Annotated in this window: 23 protein-coding genes; 10 read left to right on the plus strand and 13 right to left on the minus strand. The window is 74.9% G+C overall.

Going from position 1 to position 20,429, the window contains the following annotated elements; genetic code table 11:
- Positions 1–233: 233 nt before the first annotated feature.
- The 3 genes from AB0J53_RS30305 to AB0J53_RS30315 are packed head-to-tail and all read left to right on the plus strand — an operon-like array spanning position 234 to position 1,793.
- Positions 234–788, plus strand: a complete 555-nt coding sequence (locus tag AB0J53_RS30305) for a TetR/AcrR family transcriptional regulator (RefSeq protein WP_364178822.1) — start codon at positions 234–236, stop codon at positions 786–788.
- Positions 775–1,260 (plus strand): DUF5360 family protein, encoded by a 486-nt coding sequence (locus AB0J53_RS30310; RefSeq protein ID WP_364178825.1) that lies wholly within the window; start codon positions 775–777, stop codon positions 1,258–1,260. Before AB0J53_RS30305 ends, AB0J53_RS30310 begins: the two co-directional genes overlap by 14 nt.
- Positions 1,257–1,793: an NUDIX hydrolase family protein gene (locus AB0J53_RS30315; protein ID WP_357593236.1), complete on the plus strand. Its 537-nt coding sequence runs from the start codon at positions 1,257–1,259 to the stop codon at positions 1,791–1,793. Before AB0J53_RS30310 ends, AB0J53_RS30315 begins: the two co-directional genes overlap by 4 nt.
- Before the next feature lie 19 nt (positions 1,794–1,812).
- Here the strand turns inward: AB0J53_RS30315 and AB0J53_RS30320 are convergent, their stop codons facing one another.
- Positions 1,813–2,397, minus strand: a complete 585-nt coding sequence (locus tag AB0J53_RS30320) for a TIGR03086 family metal-binding protein (protein ID WP_219512350.1) — start codon at positions 2,395–2,397, stop codon at positions 1,813–1,815.
- A 63-nt stretch (positions 2,398–2,460) separates the two neighbouring features.
- Here AB0J53_RS30320 and AB0J53_RS30325 point away from each other — a divergent pair, with 63 nt between their 5' ends.
- Both AB0J53_RS30325 and AB0J53_RS30330 read left to right on the plus strand, forming a co-directional pair.
- Positions 2,461–3,204: a helix-turn-helix domain-containing protein gene (locus AB0J53_RS30325; protein WP_364178827.1), complete on the plus strand. Its 744-nt coding sequence runs from the start codon at positions 2,461–2,463 to the stop codon at positions 3,202–3,204.
- A 57-nt stretch (positions 3,205–3,261) separates the two neighbouring features.
- The gene (locus AB0J53_RS30330; protein ID WP_364178829.1) at positions 3,262–3,945 is read left to right on the plus strand and encodes a TetR/AcrR family transcriptional regulator; all 684 of its coding nucleotides are present in this window, start codon (positions 3,262–3,264) and stop codon (positions 3,943–3,945) included.
- Here AB0J53_RS30330 and AB0J53_RS30335 read toward each other — a convergent pair.
- The 5 genes from AB0J53_RS30335 to AB0J53_RS30355 are packed head-to-tail and all read right to left on the minus strand — an operon-like array spanning position 3,859 to position 8,147.
- Entirely contained in the window at positions 3,859–4,665 is an 807-nt protein-coding gene (locus tag AB0J53_RS30335; RefSeq protein ID WP_246646390.1) for a pentapeptide repeat-containing protein, read from the minus strand. The genes AB0J53_RS30330 and AB0J53_RS30335 overlap by 87 nt on opposite strands.
- 14 nt (positions 4,666–4,679) lie before the next feature.
- Positions 4,680–5,324, minus strand: coding sequence for a response regulator transcription factor (locus AB0J53_RS30340; RefSeq protein WP_364178832.1), 645 nt, complete (start codon positions 5,322–5,324; stop codon positions 4,680–4,682).
- The gene (locus tag AB0J53_RS30345) at positions 5,315–6,430 is read right to left on the minus strand and encodes a histidine kinase (RefSeq protein WP_364178834.1); all 1,116 of its coding nucleotides are present in this window, start codon (positions 6,428–6,430) and stop codon (positions 5,315–5,317) included. Before AB0J53_RS30345 ends, AB0J53_RS30340 begins: the two co-directional genes overlap by 10 nt.
- A gap of 11 nt (positions 6,431–6,441) precedes the next feature.
- The gene (locus tag AB0J53_RS30350) at positions 6,442–7,248 is read right to left on the minus strand and encodes an ABC transporter permease (protein WP_364178836.1); all 807 of its coding nucleotides are present in this window, start codon (positions 7,246–7,248) and stop codon (positions 6,442–6,444) included.
- On the minus strand, positions 7,245–8,147 hold the full coding sequence (locus AB0J53_RS30355) for an ATP-binding cassette domain-containing protein (protein WP_219512397.1): 903 nt from the start codon (positions 8,145–8,147) through the stop codon (positions 7,245–7,247). Before AB0J53_RS30355 ends, AB0J53_RS30350 begins: the two co-directional genes overlap by 4 nt.
- A 112-nt stretch (positions 8,148–8,259) precedes the next feature.
- Here AB0J53_RS30355 and AB0J53_RS30360 point away from each other — a divergent pair, with 112 nt between their 5' ends.
- Positions 8,260–8,832 carry a TetR/AcrR family transcriptional regulator gene (locus tag AB0J53_RS30360; protein WP_357593222.1) on the plus strand — a complete coding sequence of 191 codons (573 nt, stop codon included), beginning with the start codon at positions 8,260–8,262 and terminating at the stop codon, positions 8,830–8,832.
- Positions 8,833–8,884: 52 nt separating this feature from the next.
- Entirely contained in the window at positions 8,885–10,102 is a 1,218-nt protein-coding gene (locus AB0J53_RS30365; RefSeq protein WP_364178839.1) for a Cmx/CmrA family chloramphenicol efflux MFS transporter, read from the plus strand.
- Positions 10,103–10,111: 9 nt separating this feature from the next.
- On the opposite strand, the gene AB0J53_RS30370 is transcribed toward AB0J53_RS30365, so the two are convergent.
- The 3 genes from AB0J53_RS30370 to AB0J53_RS30380 form a co-directional block, all read right to left on the minus strand.
- Positions 10,112–10,765: a class I SAM-dependent methyltransferase gene (locus tag AB0J53_RS30370; RefSeq protein WP_219512422.1), complete on the minus strand. Its 654-nt coding sequence runs from the start codon at positions 10,763–10,765 to the stop codon at positions 10,112–10,114.
- Between the two features lie 125 nt (positions 10,766–10,890).
- Entirely contained in the window at positions 10,891–11,514 is a 624-nt protein-coding gene (locus AB0J53_RS30375; RefSeq protein WP_364178841.1) for a hypothetical protein, read from the minus strand.
- Entirely contained in the window at positions 11,511–13,799 is a 2,289-nt protein-coding gene (locus AB0J53_RS30380) for a beta-ketoacyl synthase N-terminal-like domain-containing protein (RefSeq protein WP_364178843.1), read from the minus strand. Before AB0J53_RS30380 ends, AB0J53_RS30375 begins: the two co-directional genes overlap by 4 nt.
- Before the next feature lie 329 nt (positions 13,800–14,128).
- Here AB0J53_RS30380 and ligA point away from each other — a divergent pair, with 329 nt between their 5' ends.
- Together ligA and AB0J53_RS30390 are read left to right on the plus strand one after the other, a co-directional pair.
- Positions 14,129–16,288, plus strand: coding sequence for an NAD-dependent DNA ligase LigA (gene ligA, locus AB0J53_RS30385; RefSeq protein WP_364178845.1), 2,160 nt, complete (start codon positions 14,129–14,131; stop codon positions 16,286–16,288).
- 79 nt (positions 16,289–16,367) lie between these two features.
- Entirely contained in the window at positions 16,368–17,138 is a 771-nt protein-coding gene (locus AB0J53_RS30390; RefSeq protein WP_364178847.1) for a hypothetical protein, read from the plus strand.
- Positions 17,139–17,163: 25 nt separating this feature from the next.
- On the opposite strand, the gene AB0J53_RS30395 is transcribed toward AB0J53_RS30390, so the two are convergent.
- Positions 17,164–18,384, minus strand: coding sequence for a phosphotransferase (locus tag AB0J53_RS30395; RefSeq protein WP_364178849.1), 1,221 nt, complete (start codon positions 18,382–18,384; stop codon positions 17,164–17,166).
- Between the two features lie 26 nt (positions 18,385–18,410).
- Complete coding sequence (locus AB0J53_RS30400; protein WP_364178852.1) at positions 18,411–18,866, minus strand: MarR family transcriptional regulator; 456 nt, start codon at positions 18,864–18,866, stop codon at positions 18,411–18,413.
- Positions 18,867–18,965: 99 nt separating this feature from the next.
- On the opposite strand from AB0J53_RS30400, the gene AB0J53_RS30405 reads away from it, so the two are divergent.
- Positions 18,966–19,142 carry a hypothetical protein gene (locus AB0J53_RS30405; protein ID WP_219508141.1) on the plus strand — a complete coding sequence of 59 codons (177 nt, stop codon included), beginning with the start codon at positions 18,966–18,968 and terminating at the stop codon, positions 19,140–19,142.
- Positions 19,143–19,149: 7 nt separating this feature from the next.
- Here the strand turns inward: AB0J53_RS30405 and AB0J53_RS30410 are convergent, their stop codons facing one another.
- Complete coding sequence (locus AB0J53_RS30410) at positions 19,150–19,830, minus strand: hypothetical protein (protein ID WP_364178855.1); 681 nt, start codon at positions 19,828–19,830, stop codon at positions 19,150–19,152.
- A complete protein-coding gene (locus AB0J53_RS30415; protein WP_219508137.1) occupies positions 19,827–20,324 on the minus strand; it encodes a SigE family RNA polymerase sigma factor in 498 nt (165 codons plus the stop codon). Before AB0J53_RS30415 ends, AB0J53_RS30410 begins: the two co-directional genes overlap by 4 nt.
- Between the last annotated feature and the right edge of the window lie 105 nt (positions 20,325–20,429).

The following is a 20,429-nucleotide window of genomic DNA, read 5'->3' on the forward strand; positions in this document are numbered from 1 at the left end:
ATCAACAACATGATCCCCGCCCCGCCCAGCGCCGCCGCCACCCGATGCACCTTCTCCGACGCGATCAACGCGTACGCGACAAGGAACACCGCCACACTCACCCACGCCAGCACGCCCACCCAGCGCACACCCTTCGTCCCAGGGTCAACGACGTGCTCGAACGTACCAAAGCGCCACCGGGGCGCCCTCGAGGGCGTGCGTAACTGTACCGGCTGACCGGTATAGTTACCCAGGTGCCACGACCCAGCTCACGCGAACGGCTGCTCGACGCGGCGGCCGACGTGCTCCTCGCCCAGGGGGCCGAGTCCCTCACCCTCGAAGCGGTCGCCCAGCGCGCCGGCGTCTCCAAGGGCGGCCTCTTCTACCACTTCCCCACCAAGCAGGCCCTCGTCGCCGGCCTGGTCGGACGCCTCACCGGCGCCTTCGACCAGGCCCTGGCCGACGCCGGTGACCACCCCCGCGACATCCTGCGCGCCTACGTCGACGCGACCATCCCGGCCCGCCACACCACCGGCCCCGCCGCCGCCCCGGCCGACCGGGTCACCGCCGCGCTGCTCGCCGCCGTGCTCGTCGACCCCGCCGGCCTCGCCCCGCTGCGCGAGCGCTACGCCGCCTGGCAGGCCCGCCTCACCGGCGACGGCATCGACCCCGCCGCCGCCACCGCCGTGCGGCTGGCCGTGGACGGCTGGTGGGCCGCCCGCCTCTTCGGCCTCTCCGAACCCGGCCCCGGCCTGCACGAGCGCACCCGGGCCCACCTCATGGAGCTGATCGACCGTGCCTGCGCCTGACCTGCCCCGCATCCGCGTGACGAAGATCCTCATGCTCGTCACCGACGTCGGGTTCGTCGTCTACTTCCTCGTCACCGGCCTCGGGCTCATCCCGCCGGAGTGGGCGTTCGCCGACTACGCCAACCCGATCATGGCCGCCTGGAACTGGTCCTTCCTCTGGATCGACCTGCTCGCCAGCGCCACCGGCCTGACGAGCCTGTGGCTGCTGCGCCGCCGCGACCCCGGCGGGCCGCCGCTCATGCTGGTCTCGCTCGTGCTGACGATGGCCTCGGGGCTGATGGCCATCGCGTTCTGGACGCTGCGCGGCGACTTCTCGCCCGCCTGGTGGGCGCCCAACCTCTACCTGCTGCTGTTCCCGGTCCCGGCCATCGTGGCGCTCGTCCGGGCCGGGCGCCTTTACAATGTAGATCCCGTACGGGACGGCCGCCCCTGCGAGGTTCACGGTCCGGCGGCAAGTACGATCAACGAGTGACCGAAATAACCGAGACCATGCCCGGTTGGCTCGCTCCCGAGGAGCTGGAGTCGGTCCGAGGGCGCATGCCGATCCTCTACGTCGACGCGGTGCCCGTGCGGGTCGACGAGACCGGCTCCGTGACCCGCGTCGGCCTCCTGCTGCGCATCGCGCCCGACGGGACGGTGAGCCGGGCCCTGGTCTCCGGCCGCGTCCTGTATCACGAGCGGATCCGCGACGCGCTGCTGCGCCACCTGGAGAAGGACCTGGGCCCGGTGGCGCTGCCGAGCCTGCCCGTCTCGCCGCAGCCGTTCACCGTGGCCGAATACTTCCCGACGCCGGGCGTCACGCCCTACCACGACCCGCGTCAGCACGCCGTCTCGATGGCCTACATCGTGCCGGTGCGCGGCGACTGCCGGCCCCGGCAGGACGCGCTGGACCTGGTGTGGTTCACGCCGGAGGAGGCCGCCTCGCCGATGGTGCAGCAGGAGATGACGGGCGGCCAGGGCACCCTGCTCAAGCAGGCGCTCGCCTACGTGGGCCGCCTGTCCTGACGGCCCGGGTGCTCACCGGTCAGGCCGGCTTCCACGACGGGTCGCGGCCGGTGAGCCCGAGGACGCGGTCGAGCGGCGGGGCGTCGGCCGGCACCGGCACCTCCGGGCCGTAGACGCCCATGGCGCGGCCCTGCTCGGCGGTGGCCGCCACCTGTGCGGCCAGGCGTTCGAGCAGATCGTCGTCCCACCGCGGGTGCTGATCGGTGGCGCGGGCCAGGTCCCAGCCGTGCACGACGAGCTCGCCGGCGACCATGCCGCCGACCATCGCGGCGGGCAGCTCCGTCGCGCCGCCCATGTACGTCGTCCCCTCCCAGGCGGCCGGCTCGCTCCAGGCCGCCACCAGCCGCGTGGTCTGCGCCTGGAGCTCGGCCGACCAGTCCCCTCCGGTCAGGTCCACGTCGTCCTCCGACGCGGCGGGCGGCGGGACGCTCTCCTTGCGCGCCGCCCCCTCCAGCGACGGCCCCCAGAACAGCAGGTGGTTGATCAGCTTGCGGACGTCGTACTCGGCGCACGGCGTCGGCGCGCCGAGATCGCCGGGCTCGACCCGGCGGACGATCTCCGGCACGCCGGCGGCCGCCTGGGCGATGAAATGCAGGTCAGACATGGGGTACACCCAACCATGACACCGCCCCGCCGTATTGAACAAACACGACATAAGCTCGTCGGCATGGCCAGGGACGCACGCGAGCTCGACGGCGCCTGGGCGCGGCACCAGCGCCACGCCTTCCCCTCCCCCTCGCCCGACCTGGCCCCGTACGTCGAGCGCTACTGGGTCGCCACCTGGGACTACGCCGAGCCGTACCGGCAGCTGATCGTGCCGTACCCGAGCGTGCACCTGACGTTCCAGGACGGGGCCGCCACGCTCCAGGGGCCGGTGAGCGGGCATCAGGTGCGGGTGCTGGAGGGCCGGGGCGGGGTGTTCGGGGTGGCGTTCCGGCCTGGAGCGTTCCGGCCGTTCCTGGGCGCGCCGGTGTCCACGATCGCCGACCGGCGCTTCGACGCCGCCGAGGTGTTCCCGGGCCCGCTGCCGGACCCGGTCGACGTGGAGCCGGTCGAGGAGTTCCTGCGGGCGCACCTGCCCGAGCCGGATCCGAGGGCGGCCCGGGCGGCGGAGGTCGTCGCGCTGATCGCCGCCACGCCCGCGATCACCCGCGTGGACGCGCTGGCGCGGGAGACCGGGCTGAGCGTGCGCGAGCTGCAGCGGCTGTTCGCCGAGCACGTCGGCCTCGGGCCCAAGCGCGTCATCCGCCGCTACCGCCTGCGCGAGGCGACCGGCCGCATGGCGGCGGGGACGCCGCCCGACTGGGCCGCGCTGGCCGCCGACCTGGGCTACGCCGACCAGGCGCACTTCACGCGGGACTTCCGCAAGCTGTTCGGCGAGACCCCGGCCTGGTACGCCCGGCGGTTCTAGCGTGGCGCGGCACGCTCGATTGCGGCGCCGGGTCACCGATGCGCTACGGTGCGGGCGATGACCACGACCGAGCCGCGCCGCGACGGCCGCGGGCGCCCCCGCGACCCGGAGGCCGACGCCGCCATCCTGCGCGCCGCCGTCGACCTGCTGGCCGAGCGCGGCGCCGACCAGACCAGCATCGAGGCGATCGCCCGCCGGGCCGGCGTGACGAAGGTGACGGTCTACCGCAGATGGCGCAGCAAGGAGGAGCTGCTCGCCCAGGCCATCGAGACGGCCCGCGCCGACCTGCCCCACGTGGCCGACACCGAGGGCAGCCTGCCCGAGGTGATCGAGCGGCTGCTCCCCCGCTGGGGCGAGATGCTGGCCGAGCCGAGGTTCCGGGCCCTGTCGGCGCGGCTGCTGGCGGCCGGGGCCGGCCATCCCGCGCTGCTGGAGGCGTACCGCAAGCATCACCTGCTGCCGCGCCGCGAGCGCGCCAGGGAGATCATGGTGCGGGCCCAGCGCGACGGCCACCTCAGCCCGGCGGCCGACCCCGACGTGCTCGCCGACATGATGGAGGGCGCGGTGATCTGCAAGCTGCTGCTCTCCCCCGGCCCGCTCGACCCGGACGAGATCACCGCCTACCTGCGCGCCCTGATCACGCAGGCCGGGTTCTCACTTCCGGGCGGTCCAGTGCGCGGGGCGGGAGAGCCCGGCGGGGAGCCGGGTGGCGGCGTCGCCGGCGGCGGCGTTGAGCTGTGACTGCGTGACGAAGAGCGCGCCGGTCAGGTCGGCCCCGCTGAGGTCGGCGCCCCGCAGGTCGGCGCCGATGAGGTCGGCCGAGCGCAGGTCGGCGCCCTTGAGCGCGGCCCCGATCAGGTAGGCGCCGCGCAGGTTGGCCCCGCGCAGGTCGGCGCCCTTCAGGTTGGCGCCGATCAGGTCGGCGCCCCGGTGCTCCTTGCGCCGCCCGGCGCCCTTCCTGGCGAGCTCGCTGGCGCGCAGCAGCAGCACGCTGACCTCGGCCCGCCGGGCGGCCACGTCGAGGTCGAGGAGCTCGGCGGGGCCGAGCCGGGTGAGGCGCTCGATCGCGCCGAGCGCGCGGCGCAGGTCGTCGCGGACGGGCCGGGCGGCGGGCAGCGCGATCGCCTCGGTGAGGTAGGCGAGCAGCTCGTGGAGCTGCCGCATGACCGGGAACACCGCGAACATCTCCCGCGCGCTGCCCGGCTCCCGCCGCCAGTCGCGCCCGCCGTAGGTGACCTGGGAGACCTGCTGACCGGCGCCGAAGCAGTCGTAGACCACGCAGCCCGGGTAGCCCGACTCGCGCAGCCGCTCGTGGATGCCGCACCCGAAGTCGTCCCGCAGGTTGCCGCACGGCTGGCCGGCGGGCTTGTCGGCGGCGAAGTCGGCCGAGGCGGCGAACGGCAGGGCGACGCAGCACAGCCCGAAGCAGTTGGCGCAGTCGCCCCGAAGCGTGCCCGGCAATGGTCCCCCTCGTGTCAGCCGTCCAGGTAGCGCAGGATCGCGAGCACCCTGCGGCTGTAGACGGGGGTTGCGGGCAGATCCAGCTTGTCGAAGATGGCGTTGATGTGCTTCTCGACCGTGCTCAATGATATGTGCAGCGCGGCGGCGATCGCCGCGTTGGCGTAGCCCTGCGCCAGGTGGCCGAGCACCTGCGTCTCGCGTTCGGTGAGCGTGCGCAGCGGGTCGGCGTGCGTGGTGCGGGCCAGGAGCTGGCGCACCACCTCGGGGTCGATGACGGTGCCGCCGCCGCGCACCCGCTCCAGCGACTCCAGGAACTCGGCGACCTCCGACACCCGGTCCTTCAGCAGGTAGCCGAGCCCGCCCTCGGTCCCGGCCAGCAGCGTGGCGGCGTACGTCTTGTCGACGTACTGCGACAGCACGAGCACCCCGACGGCGGGCCAGCTCTCGCGGATGCGCAGCGCGGCGCGCAGGCCGTCGTCGGTGTGGGTGGGCGGCATCCGCACGTCGACGACGGCGACGTCGGGCCGGTGCTCGGCCACCGCCTCGATGAGGGCGGGGGCGTCGCCGACGGCGGCGACGACCTCGTGGCCGGCGTCGCGCAGCAGGCTCGCCAGGCCCTCGCGCAGCAGCACGGCGTCGTCGGCCAGGATCAGCCGCACGGCGGCTCCTTCGGCAGCGTGGCGCGCACCCGGGTGCCGCCGCCGGGGGCGTCGCCCACCTCGAACTCGCCGTCGAGCGCGAGCACCCGGCGGGCCAGGCCCGACAGGCCGCCGCCGGCCGGGTCGGCGCCGCCCGCGCCGTCGTCGGAGATCACCACGCGCACCGTCCGCTCGTCCTCGCTCAGCACGACCAGGATGTCACGGGCGCCGGCGTGCTTGACCGCGTTGGTGATCGCCTCGCGGGCCACGAAGTACAGCGCGGTCTCCACCTCGGTGGCGAGCCGCCCTGTCAGGCCGTGGTGGACGGTGACGGGCACCCCGGCGCGTTCGGCGACCCCGGCCAGCGCGGCCCGCAGGCCGAGCTCGTCGAGCGCGGTCGGGTAGATGCGCCAGGCGACGCTGCGCAGCTCGTCCAGCAGGTGCCGCGACTCGGCGTAGGCCTGCGCGACCAGGTCGGCGGCGGGCCCCGGGGTGCCGGCGAAGGCGTGGCGGGCGCGGCCGAGGAGCATGGCCAGCGCCACGCCGCGCTGCTGGACGCCGTCGTGCAGATCGCGTTCGATGCGGCGGCGCTCGTCGTCGACGGCGCGCACGATGCCGGAGCGGGTGGCGGTGAGCTCGGCGATGCGGCGGCGCATGCGCTCCTGCGGGCCCGGGCCGAGGAAGCGCCGGGCCAGCCGCCGCTCGGCGGCGACGACGGCCTGGCAGCAGAGCGTGCCCACGGCCAGCAGGAAGATCCCGGAGGTGAGGCCGATCGCCCAGCTCTCGGTCGTCAGCCGGATGCCGGGGAACTCCAGCGCCACGGGCGACGACTCGCCCGTCAGCATCGCCCAGCAGGCGCCGCCGACGAAGAGCAGGCCGACGAAGATCAGCGACGTGGCGACGTAGCCGCCGAGCACGCCCACGGCCGCGCGCAGCGCCAGGTAGCCGGCGCCCGCCGTGCCGGGGTCGCTGTCGTGGCCGAGCAGCACCCGCAGCCTGGCCCGTTCGAGCGCCACGAGCCGGGGCGCCCACCAGCGGGCGAGCGGCCACGCCAGCACGAGCAGGACCAGCTCCAGCCCGCCGGTCACCGCTCCCGCCAGCACCCCGGCGAGCCTTCGTACGATCACGGCTCGGCAGTCTAGGCGTCGCGCCGGCGCAGCACGACCAGCCCGGCGAGCAGGGCCAGCGCCGTCCACCCCGCCAGCCAGGCCAGCCCCTCGCCCGCCGGGTACGGGATCGGGCCGCCGGTCAGGTTGTCGGCGCTCTCCATGAACGCCAGCCCGGCGAACGTCGGCAGCCGCATCGAGGCCTCCAGCGCCGCCTGGCTCCCGGTCATGACCAGCAGCAGCGGCAGGCCGAGCGTCAGCATGAACATCACGGTCAGCGCCCCCGCCGAGCCGCGCACGGCCGCGCTCACCCCGACGGTCAGCACGCCGGTCAGCGCGCAGAACACGCCGAGCCGCAGCAGGTCGGCCGCCGCCTGCCCGGGCGGGAAGGCCGCCGCCCCGCCGAACGTCTCCACCGACAGCACCAGGTACGTGACCAGCGCCCCGGCGCCGCCCGCCACGATCCCCGCCGCGAACAGCACCGGCGCCGCCACCAGCGCCTTGGCGGCCAGCATCCGGCCCCGGATCGGCACCACCTGCAGCGTGCTCCTGATCGACCCGGAGGCGTACTCGGAGGTGACCAGGAGCATCGCCAGCGTGATCACCGCGTACTGGGCGAACGCCGTCGCCGAGATCATCGGGCCGGTCACCACCACGCGCGCCCCGGCGGCGCCCTCGCGCAGCGCCTCGGTCGCCTGCGCCGCGCCGAGCGTGAGCCCGCCGAGCACGGTCGCGGCCACCGCCGAGGCCAGGCAGAGCCAGGTCGAGCGGACCGACCAGAGCTTGACCCACTCGGCCGCGACGGCCCGCCCCAGCGGACTCCCCAGTGCGTTCCTCATCGCGTTCCTCCCGCGCCGTACTCCACGCTCGTGGCGGTCAGCTCCTGATATGCCTGTTCCAGCGACGCCTCGCGCGGGCTCAGCTCGTGCAGCCGGACGCCCGCCTCGTGGGCCAGGTCGCCGATCCGCTCCAGCGTCGCGCCGGTGGCGACGAGCTCGTTCTCGCCGCGCCGCTCCACGCTCACGCCCTGTGCCGTCAGCAGGTCCGCGAGGTCGCCGGCGTGCGGGGACCGTACGAGCACGGAGGGGGTGGCGAGCACCTCGGCGAGCGGCGCGTCGGCGATCAGCCGGCCCTTGCCGATCACCACCAGGTGGTCGGCGGTGAGCTGCATCTCGCTCATCAGGTGGCTGGAGACGAACACCGTGCGGCCCTCGGCCGCCAGCGACCGCATCAGGCGGCGCACCCAGCGCACCCCGTCGGGGTCGAGCCCGTTGACGGGCTCGTCGAACATCAGCACCTCCGGATCGCCCAGCAGCGCGCCCGCGATGCCGAGCCGCTGGCTCATGCCGAGCGACAGCGCGCCCGCCCGCTTCCCGGCCGCCTCGCCGAGCCCGACGAGCTCCAGCACCCGCGCCACGCGCGCCTTGGGGATGCCGGCGCCGCGCGCCATCGCCAGCAGGTGGGCGCGCCCGCTGCGCCCGGGGTGGACGGCGCGGGCGTCCAGCAGCGCGCCGACCGTGCGCAGCGGGTGTTCCAGCTCGTGGTACGGCCTGCCGCCGATGAGCGCGCGGCCGGAGCTGGGGGCGTCGAGGCCGAGGATCATGCGCATCGTGGTGGACTTGCCTGCGCCGTTCGGGCCGAGGAAGCCGGTGACGGCGCCGGGTCTCAGCTCCAGCGTCAGGTCGTCCACGGCGGCGCGGTCGCCGTACCTCTTGGTGAGATGGTCGAGTCGGATCACGCTGCCTCACGGTAGGCAGCCGGGGCGGCGGCGGCCATGGGGGCGATCCGCCGACCCGTATGGAGGATTCCCGTATTGCACTGGTCGGTCCAAAACGTGTTACGGTCGGCGCATGGCACGACCGAGGACGTTCGACGAGGACCGGGCCCTGGAGGGCGCCATGCGCGCGTTCTGGGAGTCGGGCTACGAGGCCACCTCCACGCGGGACCTGTGCGAGGCCACCGGGCTGGGGCGCAGCAGCGTCTACAACGCCTTCGACGGCAAGCGGGAGCTGTTCGTCCGGGCGCTGGGCCACTACATGGAGCAGAAGGACGCGAAGCTGTTCGAGCTGCTGGAGCGCGACCTGCCGATCCGGGAGAAGGTGCGCGTCCTGCTCCAGTCGGTGGCCGAGGGCGATCCGGGCGAGCCGCCGGGCTGCCTGGTCGTCAACAGCATGGTCGAGCTGGCGCCCCGCGACCCGGAGATCGCCGAGATCCTGCGGCGCGACCAGGAGCGGCGGTTCGAGGCGCTGCGGGCGGCCATCGGGCTGGCGCGGGCGCGCGGCGAGCTGGGGCCGGGCAAGGACCCGGCGGCCCTGGCGCGGTTCGTGGCGGCCGTCGTGAGCGGCATGCGCGTGGTGGCGCGGGCGGGCGGCGACCGGGCGGCGCTGGAGGCGATCGCGGCCACGGCGCTCGACGCGTTCTGAGCGTTTCCGTGCCTCGGTTTTGTACTGGTCGATCGAATAAATGGAGTGCTCGATGCCGTTGGCTGTCTACGTCCTGGGGCTGGCGATCTTCGCCCAGGGCACCTCGGAGCTGATGCTGGCCGGGCTGCTGCCCGAGACGGCCGCCGGGCTCGGCGTGTCGGTGCCCGACGCCGGGCTGCTCATCTCGGCGTTCGCCGTCGGGATGCTGGTGGGGGCGCCGGTGCTGGCCGTGGTGACGCTGCGCTGGCCGCGCCGGACCGCCCTGCTGGCGTTCATGGCGGTGTTCACCGTGGCGCACGTGGTCGGCGCGCTGACGCCCGACTACGCGACGTTGCTGGTGACGCGGGTGGTGGCCGCGTTCGTGTACGCCGGGTTCTGGGCCGTGGCCGCCGTCACCGCGATCGGCCTCGCCGGGCCCGCCGCGCGCGGCCGGGCGATGGGGATCGTCGCGGGCGGCCTCACCGTGGCCACCACCCTGGGCCTCCCGGCGGGCACGCTCGTGGGGCAGGCCCTGGGCTGGCGGGCCGCGTTCTGGGTGGTGGCGGGCATGTCCGCGCTGGCCGCGCTCGGCGTCCTGGCCACCGTGCCGGGCCGGGCCCCGGCCCCGCACCCGTCGGCTCCCCGTACGGAGACGTCGCTGCGGCGGGAGCTGGGCGCGCTGGCGAACCCCCGGCTGTGGCTCGCCCTCGGCACCACCGCGCTGTCCACCGCCGGGCTGCTCGTCACCTTCAGCTACCTGAGCGCGCTGCTCACCGACACGACGGGGCTGGCCCCGGGGTGGGTGCCTGCGGTGCTGGCGCTGTACGGCGCGGGCTCGCTGATCGGCATCACCGTCGGCGGGCGCGTCGCCGACGCCCGCCCCTTCACCCTCCTGTACGCCGGCCTCGCCGCGCTGGTCGTCATCTCGGGGGCGCTGGCGCTGAGCGCCGGGGTGGCGTGGCTGGCGGTGCCGCTGGTGTTCCTGCTGGGCGCGTCCGGCTTCGCCACCAACCCGGCGCTGAACACCCGCGTGTTCGCCGTCGCCCACGACGCGCCCACGCTGGCGGCCTCGTTCAACGTGTCGGCGTTCAACGTCGGCATCACCGTGGGCCCGTGGCTGGGCGGGTTGCTGATCGCCGCCGGGTACGGGTACGCGCCGCTCGGCTGGATCGGTGCGGCGCTGGGCCTGCTGGCCCTGGGCGCCGTCGCCCTGGCCGCCTCCGCCGAGCGCCGCCCCCGCGCTGCCGCCGCCCACCGGAACACGGCCCCGGCCTGCCCGGGCGGCGTCTGAGGAGCCCGATCAGCCGGGCGGGGCCTGGTAGACCGACACCGCGAACGGCCGGTGAGCCTCCCGTTCCACCAGCTCGCTCAGCCGCGACACCGCCCGCCCGGATTCGACGAACCGGTGCAGCCGCCGCGCCTCCGGCCACGGATGCACCAGCACCAGCACGCCGCCCGGCGCCAGCAGCCCGGTCAGCCGGGCGCTGGCCCGCCGCAGCCGGTCGCGGCGACCCAGGTAGTAGAGCGTCTCCGAGCAGAACACCAGGTCATAGCGGTGCTCGGAGGTGAAGCGGAGGATGTCGGCCGGCAGCAGCAGCGTCCTGTCGGCCGCCTTCTCCACCCGCTCCGCCGCCCGGGCCAGCGCCCGCTCGGAGATGTCCACGCCCGTGACGTGCGCCTCCGGATAGGCGGTGACGAGCTGCTCGGTGAACACCCCCTCGCTGCACCCCACCTCCAGGATCCGCCGGTAGGGCAGATCGGGGAGCTGGGCGAGCGTGGCGGCGTACTTGGCCTGCTCATAGGCGTCGGTGCCCATGTGCCACGGGTCGGGGCGGCGATGCCACCAGTCGAAGTAACGACGCAGTACGGCGCCCTGCCCCCGCGAGGAGAGCAGGGAGAGCGACCTGAAGAAGGTCCGGTGCAGAAGTTCGGTGATTTCCTTCACGGGTGCCATGCGGCCCCTTCCGCGCGCAGGGACATCTCGTGGGGGCCGTGGGGCCCGCCCGGCGTTCACTGTCACTGCACCCAATCCTGCATGATCTCCACCGCCGGCGAGCGGACCCCGGCGGCGCGGCCCGGTCAGCCGAACTCGATGCGCCCGGTGCCCGGCATCGCGCCGAGCCCGCCCGTCGCGCACCCCAGCACCCCGCCCTCCGGCGCGATCCCGCCCCTGGCCCGCCTGCCGTCCAGCGGCCCGCCGGTGACCCTCCCGGTCAGCAGCGCACCGGCCGCGCCCAGCTCGTCGTTGCGGATGCGCAGCCGGGAACTGCCCACCGGCCGGCCCGTCGCGTCGTACCAGGTGATGGCGGCGTGCCCGCGCATCCCGCGCACGGCGGCGCACGACGCCTCCCCCTCGGCGCGCAGCGACGCCCACCCCGACCTGAGCCGCCCCGGCTTCCCCCGGCAGCCGCTCAGCCACAACGCCCCCCGCGCCGCCACCTTCCCGGGCACCAGGCCCACGGGCGGCGTGAACACGATCGGGCTCCCGGGCGGCGTCCCGACCGCACAGGCGAGCACCGCGGCCCGCCCCTTCCCGCCTGCGGCGGCGGCCTGGGAGAGAGCAGCGGGCGCCCCGGCACGCGGGACGGCCGGGTGCGGCCGCGCGGCTCCCGTCGCCGCGGCGGGCCGGACCGTGGACCCCGCGGGGACGAGGGTGAGGCCGGCGAGCAACGCGACGGCTCCGGCGATCGGCGTGATCTTCACGAGACTCCCCCGACGTACAGTGCTTGCCCGGATACATTGTGTAGCATCCGGCGCGCCGGCAGGCCGCAATCGCGTTGCCAGGGGTAGGCGGGCAGGGTGACGACCCGGCCCGGCCGGGTGAAGTAGGCGGACCAGTCGGTGTCGGCCCCCGCGACGACCAGCTCGTCCACCGCCCGGTCGACGACCTCGACGCCGTCGCGGCCCGGGTCCATGGTGGCGACGATCGCCGGTGACCCGCTCTGCCGGATGAGCGTGACGGGCATCGGCGGCGGCCCGATGTGCGCGAGCAGTTCCACCCCGGCCAGCGCGGACCCCCGCCCCTCACCGCTCGCCCCCTCCGGCCCCGCCGCCGGGGACGGCGGCTCGGCGGCGCGCCGGGCCGCCTCCTCCAGCGGCAGGTCGCCGGCCGCCCAGGCGGCGGTGAGCTCGCCGACGCCGTGACCGACCGCCGCCACCGCCCGGATGCCGCGCGCGGCCAGCATCTCCGTCACCCCCACCTGGACCGCGAACAGCAGCGCCCGCCCCTCGCCGCACTCCCCCGCCGCCAGCCGCCCGGCGACCGTCCCTCCTCCCGGGTACGGCGCCAGCGCCTCGTCCACCCGCCCCACGGCCTTGCGGAACGCCCGGTCGGCGAGCAGGTCGGCGCCCATGCCCGGCCACTCCCCGCCGTCGCCGCAGTACACGAACGCCACCCGCCCGTCCGCCGCCCCCCGCCTGCCGCCGCGCGCCAGCGCCTCGGCCGCCTCCCGAGGGCCTTCGGCCAGCACCACCTTCCGGTACGGGTGCCGCCCCCGCCGGGCGCACGCGGTGTAGGCCAGGTCGTAGAACTCCTCCGGGGCGGCCTCCGCCAGCCGGTCGGCCATGCGCCGCGCGGCCTCGGCCAGCGCCTCCTCCGAGCGCGCCGACACCACCACCGGGAGCGGGCCGCGCTGCCGTACGGGCCTGCCCAGGTCGGCGGGCGCGGGCGCGACGATGACGTGCGCGTCGCCGCAGTTCACCCCCGCGAACCCCTTCGCCGCCGGCAACGCCTCCGTCAACGCCACCAGCCCCGCCCCGCCCTCGACCCCCTCCCCACACGAACAACCCCCGCACGAACGGCCCCCGCATCCGGGCGCCTCCCCGCACGAACAAGAGCACCCGCACCCGGACGCCTCCCCACGCCGACAGCCTCCGCACCCGGGTGTCTCCCCGCGCGCATGCTCCCCGCCGACGGGCGAGACCGGCGCATCGGGGAGCCCGGCGGACGGGACGCACCGGCCGGAGGCGGCCGCCACGGGCTCGGCGGGCGCCACGGGGCCCGGTGAGGCGCCCGCCCGTCCGGCGCACGGGCCGGACGACTCGCCGCACCGGCCGGAGGCGGTCGCCGCCCCGGGCTCGGCGGGCGCCGCGGGTCCTGGCGGAAGGGCGGCCCGTCCGGCTCCAGGGCCGGAGGGCTCGGCGCACGGGCCGGACGACCCGGTGCGCGGGGTGCGGGGGTCGGCGGGGGGCGGGGCGGGGATGCGGCGGTGGCGGAGGACGAGGAGCGCCTTCAGGACCGCGGCCACGCCCGAGGCGGTCTCCAGGGGTCTGAGCTGGGCCTGGACGGGCAGCGGGGTCTCGCGGCGGGCGCCGAGGCCGTGTCCCAGGTCCCGCCAGTCGCCGGGGCCGCCGAGCGCTTCGACGTACACGAGGTCGTCCGGGTCGACCCGGGCGCGCTCGTACACCTCGGGCACCCGCCCCCAGGCGGCGATCACGCCGTGGATGCGGTCGCGGTCGGCCAGCGCGTCGCCGAGCCGTTTGAGCACCAGCATCGCGCCGCCTTCGGCGCCCACGTCGGGGCAGGTGGCGCCGCCGGCGAGCGCCACCCGGCTGTCGCCGCGCGCCAGCGCGTCGCAGGCGCGGGCCAGTGCGGCGAGCGACGACGCGGGCCCGGGGTCGACGGAGGCGCCGGGCCCGCGCAGGCCGAAGAAGCGCGTCAGCGGGTCGTGGGGCGCGCCGCCGGTGTAGACGCCGGTGTCGGAGCCGGCCAGCCGGGCGGGGTCGAGCCCGGCGTCGTCGAGCGCCTCGACGGCCATCTCCAGCAGGAGCCGGTGCCGGGGGTCGGCCGCGGCGGCCTCCCCGGCCCGCGTCCCGAAGTAGCCCGCGTCGAACCCGGCCGCCCCCTGGCCGCCGACGCCGCCCACGCCCAGGTCGCGCCCCGCCTCCAGGGCGGCCCACAGCCCGTCCGGGTCCGTGATCCCGCCCGGCAACCGGCAGCCGGCCCCGACTACGGCCACCGCCTGGCCACCGACTCCGCCCACGAGCACGTCCGCCTCCACCGGCGGGCATCCGCCCACCCCGAGTGATCAGCCAACTACGGGGATTCACTGTGAGGGCGACCGGTGCCCCAGGTCAAAGCACCATGCCGTGGCCACGGGCCGCGCTCGCGCGCCAGGAGGGACCTCTGCCCCGCAATCACCACAACCCGGCCGAGGGCCGGAACCGCGCATCCGGCCGATACGGCCCCGTCCCGCCGCGCACGCCGCGATCCGGCCGGTACGCGGCGGGATCTCGCCGGATCGGGGCTGTTCAGGCGCGCCGGACGAGCACCGTTTCGCGGGTGAGAATTGTCGGTGGGAGGCGGCACGATGTGTTCATGACTGAAGCGCCCCCGCACACCGAGCTGCTCGATCACGCCGCCTACGCCGAGGCGGTGCAGATCGCGGTCGACGCCAACGCCGCCTATTACGGCGACGGCGAATCCCCGCTCGACGACGACGCCTATGACCGGCTGTTCCGCGGCATCCAGGCGTACGAGAGCGCGCACCCCGACGAGGTGCTGCCCCATTCGCCGACGGGCAAGGTGGCGGGCGGCGCGGTGACCGGTGACGTGCCGCACACGGTGCCGATGCTCAGCCTGGACAACGTGTTCTCGGCGGAGGCGCTGCTCCGCTGGGTGGCGGGGCTGGAGCGGCGGCTGGGCAGGCCGGTGACGGCGTTCAGCGTGGAGCCGAAGCTCGACGGGCTGGCGATCTCCGCGCGCTATCACGACGGCAGGCTCGTCCAGCTCGTGACGCGCGGCAACGGCACCGAGGGCGAGGACGTCTCCCACGGCATCGGCACGGTCGTGGGCCTGCCGCTGACGCTGGCCGAGCCGGTGACGGTGGAGATCCGCGGCGAGGTGCTGATGACGGCCGAGCAGTTCGAGGCGGCGTGCGCCAAGCGGCAGGCGCACGACGGCACCACGTTCGCCAATCCGCGCAGCGCGGCGGCGGGCACGCTGCGCGCCAAGGACCGGCCGTACGTGTGCGAGCTGACCTTCTTCGGCTACAGCGCGCTGCCGCTGCCGCCGGACGACGACTCGGAGCTGGCGGCGCGGCTGCGCGAGCTGCCGCACAGCGAGATCATGAAGCTGGTCGCCGCGCTGGGCGTGGCGACGACGGGGTCGACGCCGGTCGCCGGGATCGTCGCCACCTCGGTCGAGGAGATCCAGCGGCGCATCGGCGAGCTGGCGGCGGTCCGGGCGGAGCTGCCGTTCGGCATCGACGGGATCGTCATCAAGGCCGACAGCGCGGCAGACCAGGCGGAGGCGGGGTTCGGCACGCGGGTGCCGCGCTGGGCCGTCGCCTACAAGCTGCCCGCCACCGAGAAGATCACCAAGCTGATCGGCGTGGAGTGGAACGTGGGCCGCACCGGCATCATCGCGCCCCGCGCCGAGCTGGAGGAGGTGGAGCTCGACGGCAGCAAGGTCCGCTACGCCACGCTGCACAATCCGGCCGACATCGCCCGGCGCGGCCTGATGCTGTACGACCGGGTCATGGTGCACAAGGCCGGTGACGTGATCCCGCGTGTGGAGGCGCCCGTCGTCCACCTGCGCACCGGCGAGGAGCAGCCGATCGCGATCCCTGACGTGTGCCCCAACTGTCAGGGGGAGATCGACAAGTCGCAGGAGCGGTGGCGGTGCGTGCGCGGCCGGGCCTGCAAGATCACCACGTCCGTGCTCTACGCCGCCGGCCGCGACCAGCTCGACATCGAGACGCTGGCCGAGAGCCGGATCGTCCAGATGATCGAGGCCGGGCTCGTCACCGACTTCGCCGACCTGTTCACGCTCACCCACGAGCAGGTCCTGGCGCTGGACCGGATGGGCGAGACCAGCACCGCCAAGCTGCTGGCGGCGATCGAGCAGGCCAAGACGCGGCCGTTGAGCAGGGTGTTCTGCGCTCTGGGCGTACGCGGCACGGGCCGGGCGATGTCGCGCCGGATCGCCCGGCACTTCGGCACGATGGAGGCCATCCTGGCCGCCGACGTGGAGGCGATCCAGGCGGTCGAGGGCATGGCGGAGAAGAAGGCGGCCCTGCTGGTGGCGGAGCTGGCCGATCTGCGGCCGCTCATCGACAAGCTGATCGCGGCCGGGGTCAACATGACCGAGCCCGGCGTCACCCCGCCCGCGCCCGGCCAGACCTCGCCGGGACAAGCCTCGCCGGGTCAGGCCGCGCCAGGTCAGGCCGCGCCTGGAGAGGCCGGCGCCGCCGGGGAGCCGGGCGACGGGGAGGCGCTCGTCGCGGCGCTGCCGTTGTCGGGCAAGTCCGTCGTGGTCACCGGTTCCATGACGGGCAAGCTGGAGGATCTGTCCCGCAACGAGATGAACGAGCTGATCGAGCGGGCCGGCGGCAGGTCGTCGTCCAGCGTCTCGGCCAGGACGAGCCTGCTGGTGGCGGGCGAGAAGGCCGGTTCCAAGCGGGCCAAGGCCGAGTCGCTCGGCGTCGAGATCATCACGCCGGACGAGTTCGCCTCGCTCGTCGCGGCCTTCCTCTGACCGCCCGGCGATACGCCGTCGTGATCATCGTCCGGCACAATCGACCGGCGATACCGCCGTCGGAAGGATCCCCCCAGAGATGAAGCTGGTCGTCGCCGCGCTCCTGGCGGGCGCGTTCCTCGCCACGCCCGCCCCGGCCGCCGCCGCCGCGCCCGCCGACCCGGTCGCCGCGCTCAAGAGCCGTTCGGGGGCGGGCAAGGGGGTGAGGTTCACCGAGGTCGCCTCCTACGTCGAGCTCGCCGGCAAGAGCGAGCTGCTGACCCGTCGCGGCGCCTTCCAGTACGGCAAGTCCGGGTTCGCCGCCTCGGACATCTCGGTCAAGCACACCGAGAAGGAACGGGTGCACACCTTCCTCGACGACGAACGCGTCATCACCGTCGGGAAGGTCTCCTACGTCCGCAACAAGCTGTTGGGCGAGGGGCTGCCCAAGGGCAAGACCTGGACCAGGACCCACCGGCCGCTGCCCGCCGGGCTGACCGCCTTCTACACCCAGCCGGTCAACGCCGCCGAGCCGGAGGCGCTCAAGGCGCTGGTCAAGGGCGCCAAGCGGTCAGGCCGGACCTACACGGGCAGCATCACGTTCAAGCAGCTGGCGAAGGCGTCCCCGTGGGCGCGGTCGGTCCTGGTGGGCGAGCAGGACGACGAGGTCATCCGCTACACGCTCACCGTGGAGGCCGACCGGCTGCCCAGGCAGCTGAGGACGACCTACCTGGCGACGGCCCACGGGTTCGGCGGCAACTCGACCTCGCCGGGCGACGAGGTCAGCACCCGGACGGTGTACGAGGGCTGGGGCCACCGCCAGACGATCAAGGCGCCGCCCGCGAGCCAGGTCTACACGGGCAAGGAATAGCCCCTGGCGGGCGTGGCGGGTGCGGTCAGAGGCGGGAGAAGCGCGCCAGGGCGTCCTCCAGGCCGCGCCACGCCACCTCCGTGTCGGGAGTGCGGCCGTGCGGGGCCCGGAACCAGTCGAGGAAGTCGCACACGTCGTCGAGGTCCCAGCGCAGCCGGTAGAGGGCCAGGGCCGACGGGTCCGGGCGCCTGCCGGTGGCGGCCTCGTAGCGGGCCAGGTCGCGTTCCTCCGGGGCGGCCAGCCACAGGTCCCGCTCGGGCGGGGCCAGGCCGACCGTGTCCCAGTCGACCAGCGCCGGCCGCCCGTCCCGCCAGAGCAGGTTGCCGGGGTGCGGCTCCCCGTGCGTGACGACGAACGGCCCCCGCACCTCCCGGGCCAGCCGGTCGAAGCGCTCGAGCGCCCGCCGCAGCCCGTCCGCCCGCGCGGCCACGAGCGCACGCGCCGGCTCCGAATACGGCCCACCCCGCCAACCACCCCCTGCCCCAGCCACTCCCCCAACGGCCACCCCGGCCTCGGGATCCGCAGCGCCCCGGATGCCAGCGCCCACCCCGGCCCCGGATCCGGCCGCGCTTCCCGTGCCGGTGGCGCCGCGCGTTCCGGTCCCCGCGTCCGCTCCGGTACCCGCGCTCCGGTCTGTGCCCGCGTTCGCCCCTTCGTCCGTGCTTCCGGTTGTGCGTGCGGTTTCGGGGGCGGTAGCTCTGGTCTGGGGGGTTGGTTCCTGCCCGGCGTCGGCGTTCGCCAGCGCTTCGGTCAGGGCTGCCTCCAGGCGGTCGCGGCGGGGCAGGGTGAGGGGGGCCGTGGGGGTGGAGGCGGGGGCGGGGGTGCGGTGGAGGGTGGCGAGCAGGTCGATGAGGGCGTCCCGCCGCGCCTGGGGCAGCCGCTCGCCGAAGTGCCCGGCGACCCCGTCCACGTACGGGAAGACGGTGACGGCGTGGCGCGGCCCGGTCCGTACGGTCGTCGAGCCGTCGCGGGACAGGAGGGGTGCGACCACGGCGGCGGACGGCCGGAGCGTGGCGTGCAGGGCGGCGGCGGTGTCCATGGCGCGGCGCAGGTCGGCGAGGCCGGTCGGCGGCTTGGCGGCGAGATCCACGGCGGTGACGAACCAGCGGCCGGCGGGGCCGGTGGCGATCCAGTGGTAGTCGCCGAACCCGACCGGCGCGTAGTCGAGCGTGACGGGGCCGAGCCCCCACGCCTCCAGGGCGGTCAGCAGGTCGCGGTCGCTGAGGTCGTCGGGACGATCTTCCATGCCCGCGAACCTACCCGGGAGGAGGGTCAGGCGGGGTCGCGGTGCGCGGCGGCGATGACCCGCGTGAGCGCCTGGTGCAGGTTCTGGAGCTCGTCGAGGCTCATGCCGAGCCGGGCGACGATGGCGGGCGGGATCTTCTCCGCCTCCGCCCGGAGCTGCCGCCCGGCGGGGGTGAGGGTGACGACGAGGGCGCGCTCGTCCTGGCTGTTGCGCTCGCGGTGGATGTAGCCGAGCGCCTGGAGGCGTTTGAGCAGCGGGGACATGGTGCCGGGGTCGAGCTGGAGCAGCTCCCCCAGCTCCTTGACGGACAGGGGCTCGTGCTGCCAGAGGGCGAGCATGGCCAGGTACTGCGGGTGGGTCAGCCCCATGGGCTGCAGCAGCGGCCGGTAGAGGGCGATCACACTGCGTGAGGCGATGCTGAGGGCGAAGCAGACCTGCCGGTCCAGCGCGAGCAGGTCCGCCGCCTCTTCCGTGGTGTCCATGTGCGGGCCTCCGGAGGCCTCGGGTAAACTAGTTTGTGTACAAAGTATTAGCGTACCAAGAATTGCCACGCAAACCTTGAGCGACCCATGGAGGGACGCATGTTTCACCGTAAGCCGCTGGAGGAGCGCATCGCCGAGCGGCAGGCCAAGCTGCCCCCTCTGAAGGAGGGCAAGCACTTCGAGCACGGGCCGGCCAAGTTCGTGTTCGTCGCGCTGCTCGTGGTGGTCGTGGCGATGCACGTCGTCGGGCTGGCCATCGTCATGCACTTCTCCTGACCGGCGGCTACCCGGGCTGGTCGTAGACGGCGACCGCCCAGCGGCCCGGCCGGGTGCCCGCGACCTTCTTCAGGGCTTCGGGGTCGGCGACGAGCTTCTGACCGTGGAAGCGGGGGTCGCCGACCGGGGCTCCGGCGGGGAAGACCCACACCTCGATCGCCTGCTGCGCCCGGAGCCAGTCAGGCCTGACGGAGCCCGCGTGGTACTGGGAGTCCGGGCCGGGGCCGGTCCGCTCCCCGCAGCGGCCCAGGTCGCTCCACCCGTCGGCGTCGCCGACGGACCGCACCAGCACCCAGGCGTCAGGGTCGGCGCAGCGTACGGAGTAGGCGGTGCGGACGCTCGTGGGCCGGAACGTCACGGTGACGTGGTCGCCCAGAGTCTCGCCGGCGGCCGACGCGATCAGCCGCAGCCGTTCCTGGTTGCCTCCCGTGATCTCCTCGGGCAGTTCGACGCCGGGCGCGACCCGTACCGCGTCGACGCCGCCGCCCGTCAAGGGCACGGTGACGAACACGGTGAGCGCGGCCGCCGCGCCCGCGAGCAGCGCGCCCGTCGTCGTGCGGGCGCGCCGCCGCCGGGCGCGCCCCCGGCGGACCAGCTCGTCCAGGCGGGGTGAGCGCGGCCGCCCGGGGCCGCCGTCGCTGTAGTCGGCGAACACCGTACGCAGGTCGTGCTCGGTGTAGCGGGTCACCTGATCTCCTCCAGTTCCAGGTCGTGCACCGCCGGGTCCACCCGCAGCCGCGCCAGGCCTCTGGCCAGGTGCTTCTTGACGGCGCCGGTGGAGCAGCCGAGGGTGGCGGCCACCTGCTCCACGGGCAGGTCGGCGAAGTAACGCAGGACGATCGCCGCCCGCTGGCGCGGGGGCAGGGCGCCGGTCGCCGCCCACAGGGCCGCCCTCTCGGCGACCGGCCGGGCGATGTCGCCGTGCGCGCGGCTGTCGGGCAGCACCTCCGTGGGTACCTCGCCCCGCCAGCGCCGCCTCCACCAGGAGGCGTGCGTGTTGGCGATGATCCGGTACACGTACCGGTCGGGGTCGCCGTCGATTCTGGGCCAGGCCGCCCAGGCTTTGACCAGTGACGTCTGCACCAGGTCCTCGGCGGCGGCCCAGTCCCGGGTGAGCAGGTACGCCGTGCGGCACAGGCGTTCGTGCCGTTGCGCGACGTACTCGGCGAACCCGTCTGCCATGTCGTTCCTCTCCTGGGGCGAAACGCTCTCACGGTGAACCACCACCTGGCGGGGTGCCCAGGGTGACAAGGCTGCTAATTTGACCCCTAATAGTTAGACATTTTA

It is taken from the genome of Nonomuraea sp. NPDC049725, from assembly GCF_040674795.1.
Classification (GTDB): Bacteria; Actinomycetota; Actinomycetes; order Streptosporangiales; family Streptosporangiaceae; genus Nonomuraea; species Nonomuraea ceibae.

Coding starts and splice junctions, on each gene's coding strand:
- AB0J53_RS30320 (WP_219512350.1), bottom strand. CDS start 2,397: ATGTCTGACCTGCATTTCATCGCCCAGGCGGCCGCCGGCGTGCCGGAG.
- AB0J53_RS30325 (WP_364178827.1), top strand. CDS start 2,461: ATGGCCAGGGACGCACGCGAGCTCGACGGCGCCTGGGCGCGGCACCAG.
- AB0J53_RS30330 (WP_364178829.1), top strand. CDS start 3,262: ATGACCACGACCGAGCCGCGCCGCGACGGCCGCGGGCGCCCCCGCGAC.
- AB0J53_RS30350 (WP_364178836.1), bottom strand. CDS start 7,248: ATGAGGAACGCACTGGGGAGTCCGCTGGGGCGGGCCGTCGCGGCCGAG.
- AB0J53_RS30360 (WP_357593222.1), top strand. CDS start 8,260: ATGGCACGACCGAGGACGTTCGACGAGGACCGGGCCCTGGAGGGCGCC.
- AB0J53_RS30365 (WP_364178839.1), top strand. CDS start 8,885: ATGCCGTTGGCTGTCTACGTCCTGGGGCTGGCGATCTTCGCCCAGGGC.
- AB0J53_RS30370 (WP_219512422.1), bottom strand. CDS start 10,765: ATGGCACCCGTGAAGGAAATCACCGAACTTCTGCACCGGACCTTCTTC.
- ligA (WP_364178845.1), top strand. CDS start 14,129: ATGACTGAAGCGCCCCCGCACACCGAGCTGCTCGATCACGCCGCCTAC.
- AB0J53_RS30390 (WP_364178847.1), top strand. CDS start 16,368: ATGAAGCTGGTCGTCGCCGCGCTCCTGGCGGGCGCGTTCCTCGCCACG.
- AB0J53_RS30395 (WP_364178849.1), bottom strand. CDS start 18,384: ATGGAAGATCGTCCCGACGACCTCAGCGACCGCGACCTGCTGACCGCC.
- AB0J53_RS30400 (WP_364178852.1), bottom strand. CDS start 18,866: ATGGACACCACGGAAGAGGCGGCGGACCTGCTCGCGCTGGACCGGCAG.
- AB0J53_RS30405 (WP_219508141.1), top strand. CDS start 18,966: ATGTTTCACCGTAAGCCGCTGGAGGAGCGCATCGCCGAGCGGCAGGCC.
- AB0J53_RS30415 (WP_219508137.1), bottom strand. CDS start 20,324: ATGGCAGACGGGTTCGCCGAGTACGTCGCGCAACGGCACGAACGCCTG.